This window comes from Roseibium alexandrii DFL-11 (genome assembly GCF_000158095.2).
Lineage (GTDB): Bacteria > Pseudomonadota > Alphaproteobacteria > Rhizobiales > Stappiaceae > Roseibium > Roseibium alexandrii.
The window spans coordinates 3598789-3621774 of record NZ_CM011002.1; the positions used below are offsets into that span (position 1 = coordinate 3598789).

The 22986-nt window shown below is 56.6% G+C and carries 19 protein-coding genes; 7 read left to right on the forward strand and 12 right to left on the reverse strand.

Annotated elements, in window-relative coordinates; genetic code table 11:
- Window positions 1-20: 20 nt before the first annotated feature.
- Together SADFL11_RS16520 and xylF are read right to left on the reverse strand one after the other, a co-directional pair.
- Window positions 21-1310 (reverse strand): sugar ABC transporter permease, encoded by a 1290-nt coding sequence (locus SADFL11_RS16520; protein WP_040452711.1) that lies wholly within the window; start codon window positions 1308-1310, stop codon window positions 21-23.
- Between the two features lie 129 nt (window positions 1311-1439).
- Window positions 1440-2471, reverse strand: coding sequence for a D-xylose ABC transporter substrate-binding protein (xylF, locus tag SADFL11_RS16525; protein ID WP_008192572.1), 1032 nt, complete (start codon window positions 2469-2471; stop codon window positions 1440-1442).
- A 268-nt stretch (window positions 2472-2739) separates the two neighbouring features.
- Between xylF and SADFL11_RS16530 the strand changes: the two genes are divergently transcribed.
- The 4 genes from SADFL11_RS16530 to SADFL11_RS16545 are packed head-to-tail and all read left to right on the forward strand — an operon-like array spanning window position 2740 to window position 7563.
- Window positions 2740-3981 carry an ROK family protein gene (locus tag SADFL11_RS16530; RefSeq protein WP_040451258.1) on the forward strand — a complete coding sequence of 414 codons (1242 nt, stop codon included), beginning with the start codon at window positions 2740-2742 and terminating at the stop codon, window positions 3979-3981.
- Window positions 3978-5402 (forward strand): di-heme oxidoredictase family protein, encoded by a 1425-nt coding sequence (locus SADFL11_RS16535; protein WP_008196604.1) that lies wholly within the window; start codon window positions 3978-3980, stop codon window positions 5400-5402. Before SADFL11_RS16530 ends, SADFL11_RS16535 begins: the two co-directional genes overlap by 4 nt.
- Window positions 5399-7060: a CRTAC1 family protein gene (locus SADFL11_RS16540; RefSeq protein ID WP_040451256.1), complete on the forward strand. Its 1662-nt coding sequence runs from the start codon at window positions 5399-5401 to the stop codon at window positions 7058-7060. The genes SADFL11_RS16535 and SADFL11_RS16540 overlap by 4 nt, the downstream gene beginning before the upstream one ends.
- 41 nt (window positions 7061-7101) lie before the next feature.
- A complete protein-coding gene (locus SADFL11_RS16545; protein WP_008193386.1) occupies window positions 7102-7563 on the forward strand; it encodes a cupin domain-containing protein in 462 nt (153 codons plus the stop codon).
- Between the two features lie 9 nt (window positions 7564-7572).
- Here the strand turns inward: SADFL11_RS16545 and SADFL11_RS16550 are convergent, their stop codons facing one another.
- The 6 genes from SADFL11_RS16550 to SADFL11_RS16575 form a co-directional block, all read right to left on the reverse strand.
- A complete protein-coding gene (locus tag SADFL11_RS16550) occupies window positions 7573-7881 on the reverse strand; it encodes a GNAT family N-acetyltransferase (RefSeq protein WP_081450535.1) in 309 nt (102 codons plus the stop codon).
- Window positions 7865-8626: a S1 family peptidase gene (locus SADFL11_RS16555; RefSeq protein ID WP_008192559.1), complete on the reverse strand. Its 762-nt coding sequence runs from the start codon at window positions 8624-8626 to the stop codon at window positions 7865-7867. The genes SADFL11_RS16550 and SADFL11_RS16555 overlap by 17 nt, the downstream gene beginning before the upstream one ends.
- A 642-nt stretch (window positions 8627-9268) precedes the next feature.
- On the reverse strand, window positions 9269-9649 hold the full coding sequence (locus SADFL11_RS16560) for a DUF6481 family protein (protein WP_008190247.1): 381 nt from the start codon (window positions 9647-9649) through the stop codon (window positions 9269-9271).
- Between the two features lie 21 nt (window positions 9650-9670).
- Entirely contained in the window at window positions 9671-9910 is a 240-nt protein-coding gene (locus SADFL11_RS16565; protein WP_008189908.1) for a hypothetical protein, read from the reverse strand.
- Between the two features lie 134 nt (window positions 9911-10044).
- On the reverse strand, window positions 10045-10254 hold the full coding sequence (locus tag SADFL11_RS16570) for a cold-shock protein (RefSeq protein ID WP_040452710.1): 210 nt from the start codon (window positions 10252-10254) through the stop codon (window positions 10045-10047).
- Window positions 10255-11003: 749 nt separating this feature from the next.
- Window positions 11004-11210: a GNAT family N-acetyltransferase gene (locus SADFL11_RS16575; protein WP_407690693.1), complete on the reverse strand. Its 207-nt coding sequence runs from the start codon at window positions 11208-11210 to the stop codon at window positions 11004-11006.
- Between the two features lie 433 nt (window positions 11211-11643).
- On the opposite strand from SADFL11_RS16575, the gene SADFL11_RS16580 reads away from it, so the two are divergent.
- Window positions 11644-12990: an NAD(P)-dependent oxidoreductase gene (locus SADFL11_RS16580; RefSeq protein WP_040452709.1), complete on the forward strand. Its 1347-nt coding sequence runs from the start codon at window positions 11644-11646 to the stop codon at window positions 12988-12990.
- Window positions 12991-13009: 19 nt separating this feature from the next.
- Complete coding sequence (gene preA / locus SADFL11_RS16585) at window positions 13010-14323, forward strand: NAD-dependent dihydropyrimidine dehydrogenase subunit PreA (protein ID WP_008195293.1); 1314 nt, start codon at window positions 13010-13012, stop codon at window positions 14321-14323.
- Window positions 14324-14380: 57 nt separating this feature from the next.
- Here the strand turns inward: preA and SADFL11_RS16590 are convergent, their stop codons facing one another.
- The 3 genes from SADFL11_RS16590 to SADFL11_RS16600 are packed head-to-tail and all read right to left on the reverse strand — an operon-like array spanning window position 14381 to window position 18749.
- A complete protein-coding gene (locus tag SADFL11_RS16590) occupies window positions 14381-15256 on the reverse strand; it encodes a dimethyl sulfoxide reductase anchor subunit family protein (RefSeq protein WP_008193614.1) in 876 nt (291 codons plus the stop codon).
- Entirely contained in the window at window positions 15256-16002 is a 747-nt protein-coding gene (locus SADFL11_RS16595; protein WP_040451253.1) for a 4Fe-4S dicluster domain-containing protein, read from the reverse strand. Before SADFL11_RS16595 ends, SADFL11_RS16590 begins: the two co-directional genes overlap by 1 nt.
- Window positions 15999-18749 (reverse strand): molybdopterin oxidoreductase family protein, encoded by a 2751-nt coding sequence (locus SADFL11_RS16600; RefSeq protein WP_209002888.1) that lies wholly within the window; start codon window positions 18747-18749, stop codon window positions 15999-16001. The genes SADFL11_RS16595 and SADFL11_RS16600 overlap by 4 nt, the downstream gene beginning before the upstream one ends.
- Window positions 18750-19088: 339 nt before the next feature.
- On the opposite strand from SADFL11_RS16600, the gene SADFL11_RS16605 reads away from it, so the two are divergent.
- Window positions 19089-20585: a BCCT family transporter gene (locus tag SADFL11_RS16605; protein WP_040451250.1), complete on the forward strand. Its 1497-nt coding sequence runs from the start codon at window positions 19089-19091 to the stop codon at window positions 20583-20585.
- A gap of 125 nt (window positions 20586-20710) precedes the next feature.
- Here the strand turns inward: SADFL11_RS16605 and SADFL11_RS16610 are convergent, their stop codons facing one another.
- A complete protein-coding gene (locus SADFL11_RS16610) occupies window positions 20711-22969 on the reverse strand; it encodes a putative bifunctional diguanylate cyclase/phosphodiesterase (RefSeq protein ID WP_134853064.1) in 2259 nt (752 codons plus the stop codon).
- Window positions 22970-22986: the final 17 nt, after the last annotated feature.

The window sequence follows — 22986 nt, forward strand, 5'->3', positions numbered from 1 at the left end:
TACGAGAGGGGCGGTCATTGTTACTCTCCCGTGCGCTTGCGGTAGATGATGTCGACCAGAACGGCGAGCACAAGCACCGTACCGACAACAATATTCTGGAGCGGGGCATCGACACCAACCATCGCCATGCCCGATTGCAGTGACTGCATGATCAGGGCACCGAGAATTGCGCCGTAGATCGTCCCAACACCACCGGCCAGAGCCGTACCGCCGATAACCGCGGCTGCAATGACGCGAAGTTCGTCAAGCGTGCCGATATCGTTGGTGGAGAACCCGAGGCGGGCCGCGGCCACGGCTGCGGCAAGAGCACTGAGGCCGCCCATAATGGCAAACACCTTGACCGTGAGGAACCGTGTGTTGATGCCGGAGAGTTCCGCCGCGTCCGGATTGCCACCGGTTGCGAAGATGTAGCGGCCCAGACGCGTGCGGCGCGCAACTACAGTCATGACCACCGCCACAATAATGAGAAGGACGACGGAATACGGAATGCCATAGCCCATCGTCAGGCCTTCCGGCAGCGTCTCACCAGATGCCTCGAACATACGGCGCAAGCGGGCTTTCGGGATGTCGTAGGCGTTCAGGATCGCGACGAACCCGAGAATTGCAGCGGTCGTGATTACGCCCATGGTGACTTCCGCCCAGACCGGTTTGACCGGGAACCCATGCGAGGACTTGCGGCGGCGGGAAGCGATCTGAAGCCAAAGAGCGGCAGCGACGGCCAATATGCCGAAGATCCAGGACCCGGTTTCCCCCATCGTGCCGCCGATACCACCAATCATCGTGAAGGTGTCGTCGAGCGGTCCGATTGTCTGACCGGAGGTGATGAACCAGGCAACATTCCGCCAGACCAGCAGCCCGCCAAGGGTAACGATAAAGGCCGGGATTCCAAGATAGCCGATCATCCAGCCCTGGAAACCGCCGATAATCACACCGGCGACAACACCGCAAAGGATGGCCAGCACCCAGATTACCGGGTGTCCGAGCCCCATGAATTGCGGCAGGATATCCGTCTGGACCACTGCCATCACGGCCGCCACGGTGGCGAGGACCGAGCCGACCGACAAATCGATGTGGCGTGTGACGATGACGAAGACCATGCCTGTTGCCATGATCGCAACGGATACGGTCTGGATCGTCAGGTTGAAGATGTTGCGCGGGGTCAGGAACCGGCCTTCGGTGAACACATTGAACACCAGGCACAGGACAATGAACGCGCCAATCATACCCAAAAGGCGCGTATCCAGCTGCAACGCGGTAAAGAAGTTTCGTGCCGTCTGGCTCTTCGAGCCGGACAGTGCCGTATCGGACATTGCGGTTACTCCTGCTTGGAGACCATTTGCTTTTTCAAAAGCCGGGTGGCCAGCCCATAGGGACTGACCCATTCCGGCGCCCCGATCATGCGGTCCGGGCACAGTGCCCGGACCTTTTTGTTGTTTTTATTAGTTACAAGGAGCCGGGCCGTTTTCGACGCCCTGGCAGAGATCGTCCTTTGAGATCCAGCCGGCATCAACAACTGCAGTCAGGTTGTCCTTGGTGATCGGCATCGGAGCCAGGAACTTCGCGGTCAGCTCGGTGCCGCCTGGTGAAGTCCAGCTGCTTGCGCCGTCCACTGACGACATCTCACCGCCGTTGGCGAGCGCAACTGCGATTTCACCGGCTGCCTTGCCAAGATCCCGCGCATCTTTCCAGACAGACACGGTCTGCGTACCGCGCGCAACGCGGTTCAGGGCAGCATGATCGCCATCCTGACCGGAAACCGGGGTGCCTTCCATGCCTTGTGCGGTCAAAGCAGCAACTGCACCGCCGGCAGTCCCATCATTGGAAGCGACCACAGCATCAACGTTGTTGTCGTTGGCGGTCAGGATCTGCTCCATGTTGCGCTGAGCATTCGCCGGCAACCAGCCATCGGTGTAGGCTTCACCAACAATCTTGATGTCCCCACTGTCGATAGCAGCCTGAAGAACTTCCTGCTGACCACCGCGCAGGAAGTCTGCGTTCGGATCGGTCGGGGAGCCTTTGATCATGACGTAGTTGCCCTTCGGCTGCACAGCCAGAACAGCAGCGCCCTGCATACGGCCGACTTCAACGTTGTCGAAGGTCAGGTAAAATGCCCGAGGGTCCTCGATCAAACGGTCGTATCCAACAACCGGAATGCCTTCGTCCGCTGCCGCTTGAACAGCCGGGCCGATTGCCTGCGCGTCCTGGGCGAGGATGATTAAAGCGTTTGCGCCCTGCGCTATCAATGCTTCAACGTCGGACAGCTGCTTGGCAGACGAGCTCTGGGCGTCGGCGGAGATGTATTTCGCGCCGGCAGCGTCCAGAGCCGACTTGATTGCGGCTTCATCGGTTTTCCAGCGCTCTTCCTGGAAGTTGGACCAGCTGACACCGACCACGATGTCTTCAGCGTGGGCAGCGGTCAGAGCAGTTGCGGACACAAGGGCGCCCGCCAGCAATGTGGTGAACTTGCGCATCGTTATCATTCCTCCCATTGGTGCCGCGTGATGTCGGAGCGCAGCACCTGAAACACGTTTGTTTGTGGCCGGACCGGATCCGGTAAAAAATGGGACAGCCTTATTGTTATTTTTTTTGGACCCCGAAAAAAAGTTGCTCTAAAGCGCGGCTCCTGTCAACATGGTTTTGCGAAACTTTGACTTCGAAGGGAGGGCTTCGAAGAAAAAATTGCCAAAAAGCCCGGAAAACGCGGCGTAAGAAAATGATTTGGGAGCGAGCGCAAACGTCATGACACGCAAGGCGGACCGGGATCAGATCCGGCGGCAGAATAGAAGCATTGTTCTACAGGCACTTCGGCGGAATGGTCCAACCGCCCGGATTGATCTGGGTAAAATCACACGGCTGAGTCCAGCCACCGTGACGGCAATCACCTCCGATCTGCTTGATCAGAAATTGATCATCAGCGTGGAGAGCGATGAGCCGAAATCCCATCAGGCCCGCGGACGTCCGCGAACGCTTTTGCGGCTCAATCCAGAAGCTGCCTACACGGTTTGCATTCGCCTCTCCGTGAACACGATGGATCTGTCGCTTGTTGATTTTGCCGGTACGATCGCATCGAGTTTGAGAACACAGTACGACAGCGCCACCGCCGATGCAGACAGTTTTCCTCCGGTCCTGATTTCTGCCATCCGCCAATTCATTGCAGATGCTGGCATCTCGGAGGCGCAAGTTCAGGAAATTGGTGTGGCAGCGCAAGGTGTTGTGGAAACCGAAGTTGGCCTGGTCGCCTGGAGCCCGGCGTTTTCGGGCCGCAAGATCCCAGTGGTTGCCCCCTTGCATCAGGCCTTTGGTGCAGACTGCTATATTTCCAACGATACCAACATGATCACCGAGGCCCTGCACTGGTCGGATCCGGAGCGGTACAGCGGGACTTTCACGGTGATCATGCTCGATTATGGCGTTGGTATGGGTCTTTATCTCGACAATCATCTCTTTTCCGGTGCCAGCGGCACAGCTGCGGAGTTCGGACATGCCAATCACATTCCGGACGGCGCTTTGTGCCGGTGCGGCAAGAAAGGGTGCCTGGAGGCCTATCTTTCCGATTATGCGCTGGTACGGTCCGCATCACAGCTGCCTGAAGATACAGACCCGGCAGATATTAAAGCGGGCGTCGAAGGTCTTGAAAAACTGATTGAAACCGCGGACGCGGGTGATGAAAACGCCCGCAAGGCATTTCATAAGGCCGGACGCGTTCTCGGATACGGGCTCGCCAGAGTGATCGCGCTGATCGACCCGAAACGCATCGTGCTGACCGGCGCTGCGATGCGGGCCTACACGTTTATGGAAAAAGGCGTGTGGGAGGGCTTGAAAGATGCACTTGTCGAGGACTTGCGCAACAACTTCACACTTGATGTGATGCCTTGGAACGAAGACTTCATCAGGACAGGTCTGGTGGCCCAATCGATGGAACGGCTCGATATGGATTTCTTGGGAGCGCAGGTGAAAGCGCCGAGGCGGGAAGCCTCATGACCCGGCGCAGCTCTCTCATGATCGGCCTTGCGGCTCTGGCGGCTTTCCCCGCACACGGGCTCGCTGATGAAACGCTGCCCCCGTGGAGTGAGCGGACTATCATCGAGGATGTCGATCTCAACGCCCTGGCGCAGTCCGGAAAAGATCCAATTTCCGTGCTGCAGCGGCTAGGCGAAGCCCTTTTCGAGGCGAAATTCACAAGCCTTGACGGAGCCGGCCGGCCGGATGCCACCGGTGCCATCGTGCCAACGAAAGTCCGGCGGCAGTCTCATCTCACTTTCCAGCGGCTGGCTGGTCCGGACGCCAATGCTTGCGCGTCCTGCCATAATGAACCGGTCATGGGCGGTGCAGGGTCCTTTGCCGTCAATGTCTTCGTTTCCGAAGGATTTGAAAGTGCGGACTTCGACACGATCGACCCGCAGTTTTCGAATGAGCGCAACACCAACGCCTTGCAGGGCGCGGGCCTGATCGAGTTGCTCGCCCGGGAAATGACGACGGATCTGCGCGCCCAGCGCCGCGCGGTCCTCCAAGACGCCAGGGCGACCGGCTCCACTGCAACCACGGATCTAGAGACCAAGGGGATTTCGTTTGGGCGTCTCACCGCACATCCGGACGGAACTCTCGATGTGTCTGAATTGGACGGAATTGACGACGATCTGACTCTTCGGCCATTCGGTCAAAAGGGCGTTTTTGCATCGCTGCGCCAGTTTACCGTCAACGCGATGAATGATCATCACGGCATTCAGGCCGATGAGCGATTCGGTGCCCGCTGGACCGGGACCGATGATTTTGATGCGGACGGGTTCGCGCACGAATTCAGCGATGGACAAATCTCTGCCCTTGTTGCCTGGCAGGCAACCCTGCCACCGCCTGGCAGAAAACAGGAGTTGCCGGAAATCTGGGAAAAAGCCGCTGCGCGCGGTGAGTTGATCTTTGACGAGATCGGCTGCACCTCCTGCCATGTCCCGGCCCTGCCACTCGACAGTCTTGTCTTTCAAGATCCGGGTCCATTCGACACAGCAGGCACCTTGCGTCAAAGCGATGTGAACCAGCCGCTCGCCCTCGATCTGGCAACACTGGAGTGGGTGAAAACCTTGCCGCGGGATGACAGCAGCCGCGTCTTGGTCCCGCTCTTTGGTGACCTGAAACGCCACAAGATCGCTGACCCGGCCAATGACACACTCGGCAACGAGCTCTTGGCGCAGCGGTTCGTGGCACGGGATGTCTTCATCACGGCGGAACTCTGGGGGATCGGAAGTACGGCCCCCTATGGACATCGCGGTGACCTGACGACCTTGAACGAGGTGATCCTTGCCCATGGCGGGGACGCCTCCGACAGCCGCAAAGCTTATGCCAGTCTCGACGAAGGTGGCCGCCAATCCATCATCGCCTTCCTGCGCAGTCTGGAGATCACTCGATGATTTTTAGACGGTCCAGACTGCTAGTCTGCATAGCTGGCGTTTGTACGGGTCTGACAAGCGCGGCCTTGGCAAACGGTCAGGCCTCGCTCGCCCCGATCCCCTCCTTTGTCGAAGAAGCCGCGAATGCTGGCATTACGCACACCTACGACGGGGCATGGGAGTATTTCGTTGGCGGCGGGGTTGCGATTTTTGACTGCAACGGCGATCGCCGTCCCGACATGTTTCTGGCGGGTGGCAAAAACCCGGCCAAGCTTTACCGGAACCAAAGCCTCAAGGGCGGCAAACTCAATTTCGAAACGGTTTCGGACTATGGCCCAAACTACAACCAGCTCTCCAAGGTGCTCGGCGCCTACCCACTTGATGTCGATAACGATGACATCCTTGATGTGGTTCTCTTGAGACTGGGTGAAAACCTAATCTTGAAAGGTAAGGGCAACTGCACATTCGACGTTGCCAATCGCGCGCTCGGCTTCGACGGCGGACGGGAATGGACAACAGCCTTTTCCGCAACCTTTGAGGACGGCAACGCCTATCCGACCCTTGCCTTTGGGAACTATGTCGATCGCTCGGCTCCCGGCTCGCCCTGGGGGACATGCCACGACAACTTCCTGTTCCGGCCCGAAGTATCTGCGGACGACAGCGTCAGCTACCCGGAGCCGACTCGGCTGTCGCCCGGATATTGCAGCCTCTCGATCCTTTTCACAGATTGGAACCGCTCAGGCGAGCCGTCCCTACGCGTCTCCAATGACCGGCATTACTATCGCGGAGGCCAGGAGCAGCTCTGGGCTGTTCCGCCGGGCCGGCCGCCACGCCCATACCGCAAGACGGATGGCTGGCAACACCTTAAAATCTGGGGGATGGGCATCGCCTCGATCGATCTCAATGTTGATGGTTTCCCGGAATATGCGCTGACCAGCATGGGCGATACCAAGCTTCAGCAACTGGATGACGAGGCGGATGAGACCGTGCCCGTCTACCAGGATATCGCATTCGATCTCGGCATAACGGCGCATCGCCCCTACACCGGAGATGATCTGAAGCCGTCCACCGGCTGGCATTCTGAGTTTCAGGACGTCAACAATGACGGGCTTTGGGATCTCTTCATCGCAAAAGGCAATGTCGAGGCCATGCCCGACTTTGCCGCGTTTGATCCGGATAACCTCTTGCTGGGCCAGTGGAGTGGCACGTTCTCGGAGACTGGAGAGGCCTCTGGTATCGCGCTCGACCGGCGTGGCCGGGGGGCAGGTCTTGCGGACTTTAACTCCGACGGTCTTCTGGACCTTGTGGTGGTGAACCGGTCCGCGCCGGTCAGCCTGTTCCGCAATACCGGGGCGGGATCTACTGAAAAACCGCGCCAGCTCGGCAACTGGCTTTCAATTGACGTCCGCCAGCCCGGCAAGGCGAATACCCGCGCCGTTGGCGCAAAAATCAGCGTTAAGACGGGCAACCGGACCGTCGTCAAAGACATAGAAGTCGGTGCGGGGCATGCCTCCGGACAACTCGGATTTGTCCATTTTGGCCTCGGCGTTGCCGAACGGGCAAATGTGCGAATCAAATGGCCGGACGGCGATTGGAGCCACAGCTATCGCGTTTTTGCAAACTCCCACGTCATAATAGACCGGGGCTCAGAAAAGGCCCGTTTCTGGTATCCGGAGTAGATCAGTACACTGCCGCCCATCGGTCTTGGAGGAGTTTAGAGATGGCGTATTCGTTCCTTCATTCGACTTCCGGAGACCCCGAGCTGAAAGTTCCGGAGATAGGTCTCGGTCTCAAGGTGCGTATGGAACCATCAATGAGCAATGGCGCCATGACGATCATTGAAACGGAGAACGCGCCCGGATTTGGCCCACCGCTCCACCGTCACAAAGAAACCGAGATTTTCCGGGTTCTGGAGGGGCGATATCTTTATGAAATGGATGGTCATCGCTTCTACGCGGAAGAGGGAGACTTGGTGACCATTCCCAGCGGAGCCATCTATGCATTTCGAAACGAGACGGATAAACCCGCCCGACAACTCATCATCATTTGTCCGGGGCTGGATGCAACCGGCTTCTTCTCCGGTTTGGCTGATGTGATGAAAGGTGGTCACGCCGATACGGCGGCACTCAACGTGTTCAGCAAGAAATGGGACATTGAGTTTCTCGGCCCGCCAATTTCCTGAACATTCGGCTTAGTTTCCGGCCAGTACAGGGCGCTTCCGCCGGTAGAGGATACGCGTCATGCTCGCAACGTGATGCTCGGCCTGAAATCCTACTTTTTCTAGCAACCTGTTGGATCCGGCATTTTCCGGGTGAGCAAGCGCAGACAATACCGGCAGCTGAACTTGGGTGTCGGCGACATCAAGCGCCGCCAATGACAGCTCTGCGCCGTAACCTAACCCCAAGCTTTGGGACCAAAGAAAAACAGCAGCTCTATCGCGCAAGAACGGATAGGACCGGTGTAAACTGCACCTGCCCCGAGTTCTAGCTGCGACTTTCAATTGATGATGACGTTTCGTCCGTTAAGGTCATCAGGATATCGGCATACCAAGCGCAATTGAGACCAAGAGCTTCGTCCACTGTCACATCACGGGTCCCAACGTCGAGCCGCGCCGAGTGGATGCCCAACAAATAGCAACTCAGTTCGCTATCACCGACATGGCCCTTGGTCGAGCGCATCAGCACTGGCGCACCGCTGCTGCCGCGATGTGTTCGCGCATCGGTAAGAAAATAGCCTTGACCTTGAAAGCGCATGCCGAAAGAAGACGCGATAATGGCATGCCGCACAACCGGCAAAGCATGCAAAGTGTCAGAGAAGCCAAGAGGATAACCAGGAATGAGGAGTGGTTCGCCGACTTCTGGCTGTTTGACCAATGGATCGATCAAGTGCGCTTCGCTGAAAGCATGCAGAATACAAGGATCAGGTAGAAATTGCCGGTCCAATTCGATCAATGCCACGTCTATCTGACCCCCACCATCGACAGCTTGGCGCCACAAAGACTGGCCGTCCCTATAAATCGGGATCAAGAAACGGACAGTCTGTGCAACATTCTCGGCAGACGTATGTAGTTCGATTTGTACTGAATCTGGGAAATGCCGGCTGGCCTCGTCAACAAAGACGTGCCGGCTGCTGACAAGATAAAGCCGGTCATCCCGCTTGAAGAAGAACCCTGTTGCATTGGTGAGAACTTGACCCTGACTGAGCGTTTGTATGCGCGCAGCGGTGAAGAGGAGCGTTTCAATCACGGATCAACATACCTCTCGTTACCGAATTTGCGGCCTCGCAACTCAGCCTGGCTGCGGCGGTACGCTTGTGAAAACAGTTATGAGGCCGGTTTTCTCCACCAGTGGAGCGCAGTTGTAAACACAGAACCATAGCTACGGAATTTCGCATGTCGAGTTCAGATGTTTCCAAGACGAAGCGTTTGACGAATTCGGGCTCTGGCGGAACGGTCCATGCAAAAGACACAAGGCGGGACATAAAAGCGGGGCAGCCGCTCTAAAGGTTTGCGGGCCGATGGCGAAACGACATGTTTGAACTTGGGTCTGGATGAGTAAAATCAATATGCTAGCGCGACTCGACTTTAGAATAGCATACCATCGAGGATGGAACGCGGATCCTCAACCCATCACGAGACCGATGGGATGCGCCACGTGTTATCCGCTTACCAGTAGAGTGCGCAGCAAAAATTGTCCGTGCAACTGGGCGCCCAGCTTTCCAGCGCGTCAAGTATCGCCAAGCTGATAAATGTGGGCATCGTCCGTACGTGGACAAGGCGACGCCGCTTTCCGTTACGGCAGATACGATAACCTGAGCCAATTGCACAATTTTATGGGAAATTTGTCTAACGTTCATGAACAGTGTGAACGCCCCGCGTCATGACATTTTCAGGCCTGGCGCGCTTTCCGATTTGCATAGCGCTGGTCGCGTTTAGCTTTGCGGGCTGCTTCGTCCTGCAGAACACGCTCGACACGGGTCTTGTCAGCCAACTCGCGCGCCTCGATTTCAGCTTTAGCTGCGGCAGCAACGGCAGCGTCTCGTGCTGCAGCTTCCGCGGCGATGCGATTTCTTTCATCAAGCTTCATTTGCTCGCGTTCGGCGCGGCGCTTGTCACGAGCTTCTGCGATTAAACGGCGCTCCGTCTGCCGGGCTTCTCGGGTCGGTTCGGAAGCTTCCTTGGCGCTACGAAAGGCCGATACAAGCGCAGCCTTGGCGTCTGCCGCAGCGCGCCGGCGGTCTGAGTGTTCGTTGTTTCTGGTTTTTTTCAAATCTTAATTCCATTTAACCGGTTACACTGAGCGACCTGTAGATTTTTTTGCACGTTTTGGACCGGGCTTTGTTGCTGAGGCCATGTTGTCTTGGCGTTCTTTGGCAAGACGAGCCTCTCGCAACCTCAGGGTCTTCTCATTACGGGCGACTACGATCGAGTTGAGGTCCTCAATTGCACGTTGGCGTTCAAAAAATTGCGACTGGTTTTTGCCAAACGCGACTTCTGCCTGTTGGCGGGGTTTGCTGTAAATTTCAGTCATGGCTTTCCTCCGGAAGGCTATTCACCTATGAGCAGCAACGAAAAAGGCCAGGCAACTTGCCTGGCCTTGCTTGGTCTCATGCTTTCGACAATGCCAGTACATCCGTGGTCAAGGGAAAGCAGATCCCGGATCAATCAGGCAGCCTGCAGATTGCAGGCGGACATTTTGCCCGACTTGGAGTCGCGCTCCATATCGTAGCCGATTTTCTGACCTTCAACGATTTCGTGCATGCCAGCGCGTTCGACAGCGGAGATATGGACGAAGGCGTCGGGACCGCCGTTGTCAGGCTGGATAAAGCCGAAGCCTTTGGTGGAATTGAACCATTTTACTGTGCCAGTGGTCATGATGAACCCTTTCATAGCATAGAGAGAAGAGCCAGCGAGCGAAGGGCTCGCGGGTGATGATAACGATGCTTTAAAGGGAGTGTTCGTTCAGAACGCGGTGCCAAGCGCGTTGCAACCAAATCTCGGCAAGAAAATATCGATGACCTAGTGTTAAGCGTTTTCGATGGGATTGTCAACTTCTGGTTTTGATGCTGAGTTGTGGACGTTCAAAACATCCGCAGCCCTATGCGCAACACATCAGCGAACGCCATTAGGCATGCGCCCTAATTGCAGACAAACTTAGGCTGAACCATTTTCACGGATTCGCCGGATTTATCTTGATAGGTTCATCGGTTTCAATTGGGGACGCACCGGAAACACATGATAGGAATGTGAAGACTAGATCCGTAGTCACCTCCACAGGATGGTTGGTCCCCCGGCTAAAACTGGCTATGCGCGAAACGTACAGCAGGAATCGTCAGGGAAATGAGCACTTGAATTCCCTACCCGTTTCCCTGCTTGAAGCTAATTTCGGGCTGACTTCAAAGCTCATTTTCATCCGGACCGGCGGCTACCATGGATACTGAGCCAGCCGGACCTGCGCAAAGAGCATTTTAAAGCGGCGTAATACCTCCTCGGAAACCTAAAGAACCATCGTTTCCCGCATTTCCCTTTAAGTCTACTCGTTCCTCCGCGTAACGCGAACTCCGACGTCAACGTAGAGCCGGGCGCGGAAAGGGCGCGTTTCTGGTATCCGGAGTAAGCCTCGTTTAGAGGGCCTGGCGGCGCCGCCGGTAGAGGATACGGTTCATGCTCTCAACATGGTGCTCCGGCAGAAACCCGGCCTTCTGCAGCAGTTTCTGGGACGCTTTATTGTCCGGGTGCGCAAACGCCGACACCGGAGGCAACCCAACCTTGGCGTCGGCGACATCAAGCGCCGCCGGCAAGGTGCCAGATCCTTGTCGAATTGGGTGTATTGCATAGCCTGAGGATCCCCGAGAAAACCGAAGAACTCTGGCACGTCGGCAATTTTTTTACCTCGTCAGCCACAAACGGTCAGTCTCGACTTTTCCTTTCAAGGGTATTTTCCTCTCACCAAAACACCACCTGACCGCCATGCGGTGTGTTTTTTTCGATCCGAAAAACGAAGTATCTGATTGAAAACACTCCGGCCGAACCGGCTTGTTTGGTATCATTTTGCCCTATGGCGCAAATTTAATCACGCCCAAAATATAAACTAAAGTACTGATGTTTCAGCAATATTATTGCTGAGTTTTTTTCTCCAGTTTTTAATTGTTCTAAAAATATTTGACTAACTGTTCAAATTTTTGCCCAATACCCCCACGAGCAGCCTCAAAAGAACGAAGGATGCCGTTCCCAAAAACGATCGCCAACCTTCCGGAGATCTTCATGACCCAGACCAAAGCCGGCCCCGATATTGCCGCCGGACGCTTGCCTCAGGAAGCATACACTGAAAACTTCAGCGATCTGCATCCGCTGCTAGAACCGCACGAGGCACAGGTCGAGGCAGACCGGTGCTACTTCTGTTACGACGCACCTTGCATGCAAGCGTGCCCGACCAGCATCGACATTCCGCAATTCATCCGCCAGATTTCAACGGGCAATCCGACCGGATCAGCGAAGACCATCTTTGACCAGAACATTCTCGGCGGCATGTGCGCCCGGGTTTGCCCAACGGAAACCTTGTGCGAACAGGTCTGTGTGCGCGAAATCGCAGAAGGCAAGCCGGTTCAGATCGGCCAGCTCCAGCGCTATGCCACTGATCACTACATGGCCGAAAATGAAACGCAGCCATATCAACGGGCAGCCAGCACCGGCAAAAAGGTTGCCGTGGTCGGCGCCGGCCCGGCTGGTCTCGCCTGTGCGCACCGGCTCGCCATGCATGGCCATGACGTGACCCTGTTCGACGCACGCGAAAAAGCAGGCGGCCTGAACGAGTTTGGCATCGCGTCCTATAAGTCTGTCGACAACTTTGCGGCCCGTGAGGTCGAATTCGTCCTCTCCATCGGCGGCATCGAGCTCAAGACCGGCTCACGCCTTGGCGACAATCTGATTCTCGCCGATCTGCGCGCATCCTACGATGCCGTATTCCTCGGTATTGGCCTTGGCGGCGTGAATGCGCTTGGCCTTGACGGCGAAGACAAGGGCGGCTCTCTGGATTCTGTCGACTACATCGCCAATCTGCGCCAGGCCGACGATCTCGGGAAACTTCCCGTTGGCCGACGGGTGGTCGTTATTGGCGGCGGCATGACTGCAGTGGACATTGCAGTTCAGACCAAGCTGCTCGGTGCCGATGATGTCACCATTGCCTATCGGCGCGGTCAGGATCGCATGAACGCATCCGAATATGAGCAACACCTTGCGCAGACCAATGGCGTCAAGATCATGACTTGGGCACAGCCCAAGGCACTTGTGGCTGCAAACGGCTCGGTTACGGGGATTGAACTGGAACGGACACAGGATCAAGATGGATCCCTCACCGGAACCGGTGAAATCGTAACGCTTGAAGCTGATATGGTCTTCAAGGCCATCGGCCAGACCCTGGTGGATACGGATCTCGGTGGCGCCCTGACCCTCGAGAAGGGCAGGATTGTGGTGGACGCGGACCGCAAGACCAGCCTCGATGATGTGTGGGCGGGCGGCGACTGCGTTGCCGGCGGCGAAGACCTTACGGTCGCAGCCGTCGAAGACGGCAAGATCGCTGCGGAAGCCATCAACGCCGCGCTGAGCGCCTGAACGGCCGAGGGAGAGACACATGGCTGATCTGACGACAAATTTTATCGGCATCAAGTCGCCGAACCCGTTCTGGCTGGCCTCCGCGCCACCGACGGACAAGGAATACAACGTTGTCCGCGCCTTCAAGGCCGGCTGGGGCGGCGTTGTCTGGAAAACACTTGGCGATGGCGACCCGGTCGTCAACGTCAACGGGCCGCGCTACGGCGCCATTCACGGCAAGGACCGGCAACTGATCGGGCTCAACAACATCGAGCTGATCACCGACCGCCCACTGGAGGTCAACCTTCGGGAGATCAAGCAGGTCAAACGTGACTGGCCGGACCGTGCGCTGGTTGTGTCGCTGATGGTTCCCTGCGAAGAGCAGAACTGGATCGATATCCTCAAGGCAGTTGAAGACACCGAGGCAGACGGTGTGGAACTCAACTTCGGCTGTCCGCACGGCATGAGCGAACGCGGCATGGGATCCGCTGTCGGTCAGGTGCCGGAATACATCGAGATGGTCACACGGTGGGTGAAAAAGCACTCCCGCATGCCCTGTATCGTCAAGCTGACGCCGAACATCACCGACATCCGCAAACCGGCGCAGGCCGCAAAAGCGGGCGGTGCGGACGCGGTTTCCCTGATCAACACGATCAACTCGATCGTTGGCGTCGATCTGGATGCCATGTCACCGGCTCCCATGGTCGACGGCAAGGGCGCTCATGGCGGTTATTGCGGCCCGGCCGTGAAACCGATTGCGCTCAACATGGTGGCCGAAATCGCCCGGGATCCGGAAACGCATGGCCTGCCGATCTCCGGCATTGGCGGCGTAACCACCTGGCGTGATGCGGCAGAGTTCATGGCGCTTGGTGCCGGGTCCGTGCAGGTCTGTACAGCCGCTATGACCTACGGGTTCAAGGTGGTTGAGGACATGATTGAAGGCCTCAGCGACTGGATGGATGAAAAGGGCTATACGTCGGTTGATCAGGTCGTCGGCCGGGCGGTTCCGAACGCCTCAGACTGGCAGCATTTGAACCTCAACTACATCGCCAAGGCGAAGATCGACCAGGATCTCTGCATCCAGTGCGGCCGTTGCCACATTGCCTGTGAGGACACGTCCCACCAGGCAATCACCAACATGGTGGATGGCGCACGCAAGTTCGAGGTGATCGACGAGGAATGCGTCGGCTGCAACCTTTGCGTCAACGTTTGCCCGGTTGAGAACTGCATCACCATGGAGCAGATGGCCCCCGGTACCATTGATCCACGCACCAACAAGGTGGTCGAGGAGAAATACGCCAACTGGACAACCCATCCGAACAACCCGATGGCAGTGCCCGAAGCTGCGGAATAACTCCGACTACGTCGTCAGAAAATCAACGCAGGCAAGACTTCCTTGCCTGCGTTTTTGTTACCGCTTGCCGTAATAAAGCCCGACGACATGTTCCGCTTCGGCGAAGAATAGCCAGCGCGAGGCAAACGTTCCGATCAGGAAGGCAATTCCTGCAAGGGCGACAACCGGCAGGCTGGCAGGCATAAGTACGATCAGTACGATCGGCAGCACGCAATTGAGCGCGAACGCGATGATCCGCAGCTTATGCGCATGCTTGCGGCCGACGGTGAACACCATCTCCTTCAAAAGATAATTCGTGCCGGTATGAGGCGGCTCAAACAGGCGCACCTTGCCGCGCTCGCCAAGTCCGGTCGCGGTCTCCATTGTATGTCCGCGTTCGGAAAAACGGCGGTCTCCGAAGATCCAGTAAAGGCTCTGAACCAACCCGGCAATTGCGAGCAGTAGAACGGCGCCAAAACCTTGTCCAGCGAGGATAGCGCCACCCGCCAAGGATAGGGACACAAGATGCAAAGGTGTCAGCCAATGGTTCCAGCGCGGCACGGTGGCAAGCTGCGCATAAATCATCGCGGTGGCATACACTGTTGCAACACAAAGCAAAGCGCCGGTAACGCCAATTGGCGCAAGCGTTATGTCGAAGAAAACGGCAGCAAAGCCGTGGACCCCCATGAAGACAAGCGCGAGCACGGACAGCCAGGCCTCACGCGACAGCCAGCTCGATCGCCACTGGGTGAAGGCCAGAAGACTGCGCTGCGGATTGCCGAGGTGAAAGGTTGCCGACAGCAGGCCGCCGACAGCGAGCGCAAAGCCGATCAGATAGGCGAAAAACGCTGTCCAGCCGGTGACCGCCGGAAGGCCAAGGCCCAGCCAAGCAAGAAATCCGAACCCGAGCCCGGACAAGACCGTGAAAATGATGACGGAGGGAGCCGGATGCATCAGAGCGCCTCCAATGCTTTGTCGAGCCAGCGCAAAAAGCCCTTTGGCGTTTCGGCAACGGGCTGCATCGTGTCCGAACTGGCCGATACTTCCGCGAGCTTATCCTTCGGTCGCGGGGGAAGATATTTGTTCACCGGCTTGGTTCCCTGTTCGGGCATCAAATCGAACCCGCCGCGCTCAGCCACGAGACGGGACACATCGCTGTCCGGATCCCCAAGATCCCCGAAATGCCGCGCGCCAGCGGGACAGGTTCTGACACAGGCCGGCACCCGATCCACTTCTTCCAGGTTCTCGTTGTAGATCCGGTCAACGCAAAGGGTGCATTTCTTCATAACCCCTTCGGCCTGATCGAGCTCCCGCGCCCCATAAGGACACGCCCAGGCGCATAAGCCACAGCCAATGCAGGCATCTTCATTGACGAGAACAATCCCATCTTCCCGGCGCTTGTAGCTTGCGCCGGTCGGGCAGACGGTGACGCACGGCGCATCATCGCAATGCAGGCACGACTTCGGAAAGTGGATCGTCTGCGCTGGCCCATTCTCTGGCTGAACCTCGAAGGAATGGATGCGGTTGAGGAAAGATCCGACCGGGTCCTTGCCGTAAGCATCCATGTCACTCAGAGGCGCGCCATAGTTTTCCGTATTCCAGCCCTTGCAGGCGGTCACGCAGGCATGACAGCCGACGCAGGTGTCGAGATCGATAACGAGCCCGAGCTTCTTGTCTGTTGTTTCCGGCAACTGGGTCATGAACGCACCTGCTGTCGAACGGTGTCCGGCCCTGTTCCAACCGGGGATTTGATGGGGTCAAAAGCCGGCTGGCTTTCAGGAGGCGGCTCTGCACGCTCGATCCGCACCCGCAGATCGAACCAGGCAGCTTGTCCGGTAACCGGATCCGAGTTTGACCACCTGAGGCCATCGCCTTTCGGCGGCAACAGCTCGTGGATCAGATGATTGAGCAAGAAGCCTTTGGTAGCCTCTGGCGCATCCCCATCCAGCGCCCAAGCGCCTTTGCGTTTGCCGATGGCGTTCCATGTCCACACGGTGTTTTCATTGAGCGCCGCCATGTGAGCAACGGGTACGACAATTTCCCCGTGCGGCGAGGTCACTTTTGCCCAATCCCCTTCTGAAAAGCCATTTTCTTCCCAAATCCGGGTCGGCACATAGAGAGGGTTCCGGCCGTGGATCTGCCGGAGCCAGGCATTCTGGCTGCCCCAGGAATGATACATCGCCATTGGCCGCTGGGTCAGTGCATGGACCGGATAGGTGTCCGGATCCGCAATGGTGTCGCTGAGCGGGGGATACCAAACCGGCAGCGGATCAAAGGCTTCCTTGATCTGACCTCTCAAGCGATCTGGCGGTTGCCGGTCGCCGTGCCCTTCTGCGGCCAGCTGGAACCGGCGCATGGGCTCGGAATAGATCTCAAACAGATAGGGCTGCGGGCTGTCGAACAGACCCAGATTCACCGCCCAGTCCTGATAGGCTGCATTCCAGGGTTTATAAAACGCCGCTTCCTCCGGGATGTGTTCGACGAAGAAACTGCCGTTTTCGATGTAGCGGTCCAGCTGGGCCGGGTTCACTTCACCGCGGCCAGCTTGATCACCGTTCCCCCGAAAACCGGCGAGTGGGCCGATCCCCGGCCGGCGCTCGTGATTGACGATGTAGTCGGCGTAGTCTGCATATTTGGCGCTGCCATCTTCATTGACAAAACCGGGCAGGCCAAGCCGTGCGCCGAGGTCCACCAGGACCGATTGGAAGCCGCGCACGTCGCGGTCCGGCTCAATCACCGGCCAGCGGATCGCATCGGCTGCCGCATCCGCCTCGCAGATCGGCCGGTCCAGCAGGCTGATGCAGTCGTGGCGTTCCAGGTACGTGGTGTCCGGCAGGATCAAATCCGCATAGGCGACCATTTCTGAGGAATAGGCATCCGAATAGATGATTTTCGGGATCACATAGTCGCCGTTTTCGTCTTTATCCGTCAGCATCTCCATGACACCACGCGTGTTCATGGAAGAATTCCAGGACATGTTCGCCATATAGAGAAACAGCGTGTCGATCTTATAAGGGTCGCCCGCATGGGCGTTGGAGATCACCATGTGCATAAGACCATGGGCCGACATCGGGTTTTCCCAGGAAAACGCTTTGTCTATCCGCGCTGGCGTGCCGTCGTCTTTCAGCGCCAGATCGTTTGGGCCACGGACGAAGCCCAGATGCGGACCATCCAGCGGACAATCCGGCTGGGTCTTGCAATGGGGGGTTGGGTGCGCTGTGACCGGCTTCGGATAGGGCGGTTTGAACCGGAAACCACCCGGGACCTCGACCGTTCCAAGAAGGATCTGCAGGACATGCAGCGCCCTACAGGTCTGGAACCCGTTGGAGTGGGCAGAAACTCCGCGCATGGCGTGGAAACTGACCGGCCGCCCCGGCATGGTCTGATGGGTTTCCCCGCGGAAATCGGTCCAGGGTTGGTCGATCTCGAACGCTTCCTCGAACGCCACGCGGGCAAGTTCCGCGGCAACAGCCCTTATCTTGCCGGCCGGCACCCCGCAGGTTTTGGCAACCGTCTCCGGGGCGTAGGCGTCATCCAGATAGCGCTCCGCCAGATGCTGAAAGACGGTCCTGCATGACACCCCATCTGCGTCATATTCTGCACCAAGATCCGGCCGGACGCCTTTTTGGTCGAATGGTGCCGGTTTGCCGCTCGCACGGTCGATCACAAGTGACTTTCCGTCAGCGTCTTTCAGCAGCAATCCGTGGTCGTCAGACCCCGGATTGTCGATCACCAGACATGGCGCATTGGTTAAGCGGGCCAGATAGGCAAGATCTATATGTCCAGTTTTCAAAAGCACGTGGCAGAGGGACAAAATGAACAGTCCGTCGGTGCCTGGCGTGATTCCAATCCACTCATCGGCAATGGCGTTGTAGCCTGACCGAACCGGGTTCACCCCGATGACCTTGCCGCCTCGCGCCTTCAGTTTGCCGAGGCCCATCTTGATCGGATTGGAGTCGTGATCCTCGGCCACCCCGAACAACATGAACAGCTTCGTGCGGTCCCAGTCCGGCTGGCCAAATTCCCAGAAGGCTCCACCGATCGTATAGATGCCGCCGGCTGCCATATTGACCGAACAGAAGCCGCCATGAGCTGCGTAGTTGGGGGTGCCGAAGTTTTGCGCCCAGAAGCTGGTAAAGCTTTGAGACTGATCGCGACCTGTGAAAAACGCCAGTTTTTCAGGCGCGGTCCTGCGGATGGGTTCCAGCCAGGAAACGGCTGTTTTCAGCGCTTCTTCCCAGCTGATTTCTTCAAATTCACCTGACCCGCGCGGGCCTTTCCGCTTGAGTGGTTTCCGCAGTCTCGAAGGCGCTGTGACCTGCATGATCCCGGACGCGCCCTTGGCACACAAGACACCTTTGTTGACCGGATGATCGCGATTGCCTTCGATATAAGCGACCTTGCCGTCCTTCAGATGGACGTTGATCCCGCATCGGCAAGCACACATGTAACAAGTGGTTTTTCGTATTTCATCGGAGACAGCCGGAGACGTCTCCACAATCGGTTGACTTCTGTTCAGCACATCCCCTCCCAAGGCGCCTCACGGAATCGCATCCTGCAAAACTGCACTGTTGCGAAATCTGAGTTTCTTTTCAGCTAATATCTGAGCTCTGCATTCTAACTGAAGACTTGAGTTTGCCGTGCGTCAAGAGGGGTCAAACACTTCAGAGGTTGAAGTGAACCTCTGTTTTTCTTCGCGCAGACAGAAAACTCCGGCTCGGCCAGTGCGGCCTAGGCATTGCTCACAAGATCAGCTAGCGTTCAGGAAACCTGTCTGGAGGCCTCCTTGGATTCTAATCGCCTACTTCTCGCGTGCTCCATCAGTCTTTGTGCCATCGTCGGCTTGTGGGGTGTCATTGATCCGGAAGGCCTTCAGGCAGTAGCGCGGGAGATCGTCGATCAGTATTTCGTAAGCCGTGGCTGGTTCGTGATGCTGTCGGTCACGATAATGCTGCTGTTTTGCCTTGGCCTCACCTTCACCCGTTTCGGTGATATCCGCCTTGGTGCCGACGACGATCGGCCCGAGTATTCCACGCCCACTTGGATCGCAATGCTGTTTGCTGCGGGGATGGGTGTTGGATTGTTGTTTTGGGCGGTCGCCGAACCGCTCACCCACTTTGCATTCCTGAAAGACAAGATTTCTGTCCCTGAAGCTGCGGATTCGGCATTGCTCGCGACCAACTTCAATTGGGGCATTCACGCCTGGGCAATCTACGGCACAACGGCACTTTCCATTGCCTATTTTAGTTTTCGACGCGGTACGCCCATGCTGGTCAGCGCGCCTTTAAAAAGCCTGTTTCCCGGCGAAAAATGGGCTTGGGTTGTGGGCTGGTTTTCCGACTTCATGGCGATCGCTGCAATCGCCATCGGGGTCGGTGGTTCTATTGCAATGGGTGTGTTTCAGGTCGCTGACGGCGTATCCGTTCTTGCCGGCACCCAAACAGCGGCACCATGGCTTGTCGGCCTGATATTCTTGGTCATGGTTATTGCTTACATCCCGCCTCTGATGGTGGACCTCAGCACAGGCATGGCGAAGCTTTCCAACATCGCCATGAGCCTTGCGATCGCGCTTGTTGCCTACACCATCATTATGGGTCCGACAGAGTTTTTGATGAACTCGGTGATCGGTGGCATCGGCATGTATATTGCGGATGTCATTCCTGCCGGCTTCCGCACGTTCACTTTCTATGGCGACGAAGTCGGCCGCTGGTTTCAGGACTGGACGCTGACCTACATGGTCTGGTGGATTGCATGGGGACCTTTTGTCGGGGTCTTCGTTGCGCGCATTTCCAAGGGCCGCACTATCCGGGAATTCGTTCTCGGTGTACTGATCGGCCCCACGCTATTTTCCACGATCTGGTTCGGCGCATTTGGCGGTGTCGGCATATTTGAGACTTTAAATGGCAAGGGCGAGTTGCTGGCGCTGACACAGACTAATGTGGAGCGGATGACGTTTGCTCTTCTTGATCGTCTTCCCTTTGCCACTGTGACCACATTGGCCACTATTTTGGCCGCCTTCCTATTCATTGTGACCAGTGTGGTCAGCGCAGCCTTTGTGCTCGGGATGTTCTCAACCGGAGGCAATCAAAATCCAAGCGTGAAGATTAAGGTGATCTGGGGTGGTTTGCTGGGCGTCCTGGGGGCTGCCATGCTGCTCTCCGGATCGATGTCCGCCGTGCGGACCCTGATTGCCCTCGGTGCCTTACCGTTCGTCTTCATTACAGCGATGTTGTTCGCCTGCCTGATAAAGGCCCTTATCCTAGACAACCCCAAGGAGACTTGAGATGCTTATCGGTGATCCGGTCGATACCTTCATGAACCTGGGGACCTTTGCGTTTATCGGGTTCCTTGCCTGGGTCCTGATGCGCAAGTCGCCAAAAAACTGAATCACTTAGAGGCTGAAACGCGTCAGCTCGCGCGTTTCAATCCGCTTTCAGCCAACGGCGCCGGACGGTCAAACAGATAACCCTGCAGATACTCGCAGCCGGCATTCACCAAAAAGTCCCGCTGTTCTTGGGTTTCAACACCTTCGCCAATGGTTTTCATTCCCATCACCTTGGCAATGCCGAGGAGCGTGCGGACAAGCATGTCGTTTTCTTCGCTGATGCCAATGCGTGCCACGAAGCTACGGTCGATCTTCATCGTGTTGAACGGGTATTTGTGCAGATAACTCAAGCTGGAATAGCCGGTTCCAAAGTCGTCGATTGCCAGGCCGATATTCATGTCCCGGAGTTCGGCAAAGACCTTTTGGGTGCATTGGTCCTCCTCAAGCACCAGATCCTCTGTAATCTCGAGAAGCAATTGGTCGGCAGACAAACCATAGGTCATCAGAAGGTCAGCCACATGCTCGGCAAACCCCTCTTTCTGGAATTGGCTTGAGCTCACGTTGACCGAGACGCCCGTTGTGCCCCAATTGCTGGCGTCACGGATTGCCCGCTCCAAGACCCAATTATCGATTTCGGATGTAAACCCGGCTTCCTTGGCAATAGGCAAAAACACCCCTGGAGAAACAAGTCCACGCTCCGGATGGCGCCAGCGAATGAGTGCCTCAGCATGTGCCCGTTCGCCTGTCCCGGACACCACAATCGACTGATAGAACAGTTCGAACTGATCGTCCTGAAGGGCAGTCGCCAGCTCACTGCGGAGCTGTCGGCGTTCGCAGCGCTCCTCATCCATCCTATTGTCGAACAGCCGGTAAGACCGTTTGCCTTCGGCCTTACACCTTTGAAGCGCAACATCAGCAGATCGAATGATATCGAGTATGCCTCGGCCATGATCTGGAAAACGCGCAATCCCTGCACTGCAGGATGCATCGATCAGACGCCCTTCAAACTCGATTGGCTCGATCAGGTCATCAAACAATCCAACCAGATTGCTCGGGAAGTGGTCTTCCCCGACCCGGCCTTCTACCAAAATAACAAATTCATCGCCGCCGATCCGGCCGATCAGCACGTCCGGCCCAAGACGCTTTCGTATCCGGACGGCTTGGCTCATGATCAGCCAATCCCCGGCCATGTGCCCATGGATGTCGTTGACTTCTTTCAAGTTATCCAGGTCCAGATAAACAAGACTGGCACCCTTCATGCGCACGTCCTCGGACGCTAATTGCCTTTCAGCCTCTTTGTAGAATTGAGCCCGTGTGGTGAAGCCCGTCATAGAATCGTGGGAAGCGGCGCGCCGGGCTTCTCGCTCTTGCAGTGCCAATTCGCTTTTGGCCTGTGTGATCTGGCGTAAAGCCGCAAGAACCATGATCAAAATGGTTCCCAGAGACAAAAACAAAACCGGGATCGAGGACATGATCACACCGGTTGCCCGGCTGATCGGGTTCCAAACCAGCTGAGCCACTTTCGAACCCGCTGCATTTTTCAATGAAATGCCGATCATGCCTTCCGGAGTTTTATCTTGCAGTTCAAGTTCTTCGACTGGAAGGACGGAGAGCAATTCTGCCAATCTGCGGTCATTCAGTTCAAAAATCGAGATCAGAATGAACGGTTCCTGATAGACCATCGGAATACCGCCTGGATCTGGAACAACCGCAAAAGCGGCCACAAGACTGGGAATGCCGTTTACTCTGAATACATCCGATCCGTTCAGATCCGCCAAGTCACCGGCGAACAGAATATCTCCGTCCGGATTCGCGGTGAGCGCGGCTAGATAATTGTTACGTATCAACTGCAACGCATCGGCAAAGTCACTGTTCAGGACCTCTCGGATTACCTTTTGGGCTGGTTCGCCTGACTTGCTTGCTGAAAAAGTGAGGCCATCACTGGGCGCTATCAATCCTGAATAATCTGGCGAGAAATCACCAGCCATATCAACGCCAAAACGATCTGCAATCCAGTCAGGATCGGGATTTGAGACGATGTTGATGTACGCAGCATTTGAAGCCGCATACCGCTCCATCTCGTCGACCAGTGATTGCCGGTAGCTGTCGAAAATCCGGGAAACGGCCGTCACTTCACGCTGTGCAGTTTCCTTTTCGGCCAGCCATACCTTGATGAAAACTGCCCCGAAAACAACCAGCACGATCGTGAATAAAACAGGCACGACAGCCACAGGCGCGACAAATAACGTATTTATTCCAATGCGTCTTTTTACGATATCTTCGCGGTCTAGACGTCCGCCATCATAGACTGTTTCGTCATATTTATCGTCAATATTACCCATATTCTATCCAGATCAGG

Excerpts from the sequence above, each read along its gene's own strand:
- SADFL11_RS16520 (WP_040452711.1), bottom strand. The coding sequence starts at position 1,310 with ATGTCCGATACGGCACTGTCCGGCTCGAAGAGCCAGACGGCACGAAAC.
- xylF (WP_008192572.1), bottom strand. The coding sequence starts at position 2,471 with ATGCGCAAGTTCACCACATTGCTGGCGGGCGCCCTTGTGTCCGCAACT.
- SADFL11_RS16530 (WP_040451258.1), top strand. The coding sequence starts at position 2,740 with ATGACACGCAAGGCGGACCGGGATCAGATCCGGCGGCAGAATAGAAGC.
- SADFL11_RS16535 (WP_008196604.1), top strand. The coding sequence starts at position 3,978 with ATGACCCGGCGCAGCTCTCTCATGATCGGCCTTGCGGCTCTGGCGGCT.
- SADFL11_RS16540 (WP_040451256.1), top strand. The coding sequence starts at position 5,399 with ATGATTTTTAGACGGTCCAGACTGCTAGTCTGCATAGCTGGCGTTTGT.
- SADFL11_RS16545 (WP_008193386.1), top strand. The coding sequence starts at position 7,102 with ATGGCGTATTCGTTCCTTCATTCGACTTCCGGAGACCCCGAGCTGAAA.
- SADFL11_RS16565 (WP_008189908.1), bottom strand. The coding sequence starts at position 9,910 with ATGACTGAAATTTACAGCAAACCCCGCCAACAGGCAGAAGTCGCGTTT.
- SADFL11_RS16570 (WP_040452710.1), bottom strand. The coding sequence starts at position 10,254 with ATGACCACTGGCACAGTAAAATGGTTCAATTCCACCAAAGGCTTCGGC.
- SADFL11_RS16580 (WP_040452709.1), top strand. The coding sequence starts at position 11,644 with ATGACCCAGACCAAAGCCGGCCCCGATATTGCCGCCGGACGCTTGCCT.
- preA (WP_008195293.1), top strand. The coding sequence starts at position 13,010 with ATGGCTGATCTGACGACAAATTTTATCGGCATCAAGTCGCCGAACCCG.
- SADFL11_RS16590 (WP_008193614.1), bottom strand. The coding sequence starts at position 15,256 with ATGCATCCGGCTCCCTCCGTCATCATTTTCACGGTCTTGTCCGGGCTC.
- SADFL11_RS16595 (WP_040451253.1), bottom strand. The coding sequence starts at position 16,002 with ATGACCCAGTTGCCGGAAACAACAGACAAGAAGCTCGGGCTCGTTATC.
- SADFL11_RS16600 (WP_209002888.1), bottom strand. The coding sequence starts at position 18,749 with ATGTGTGCTTGCCGATGCGGGATCAACGTCCATCTGAAGGACGGCAAG.
- SADFL11_RS16610 (WP_134853064.1), bottom strand. The coding sequence starts at position 22,969 with ATGGGTAATATTGACGATAAATATGACGAAACAGTCTATGATGGCGGA.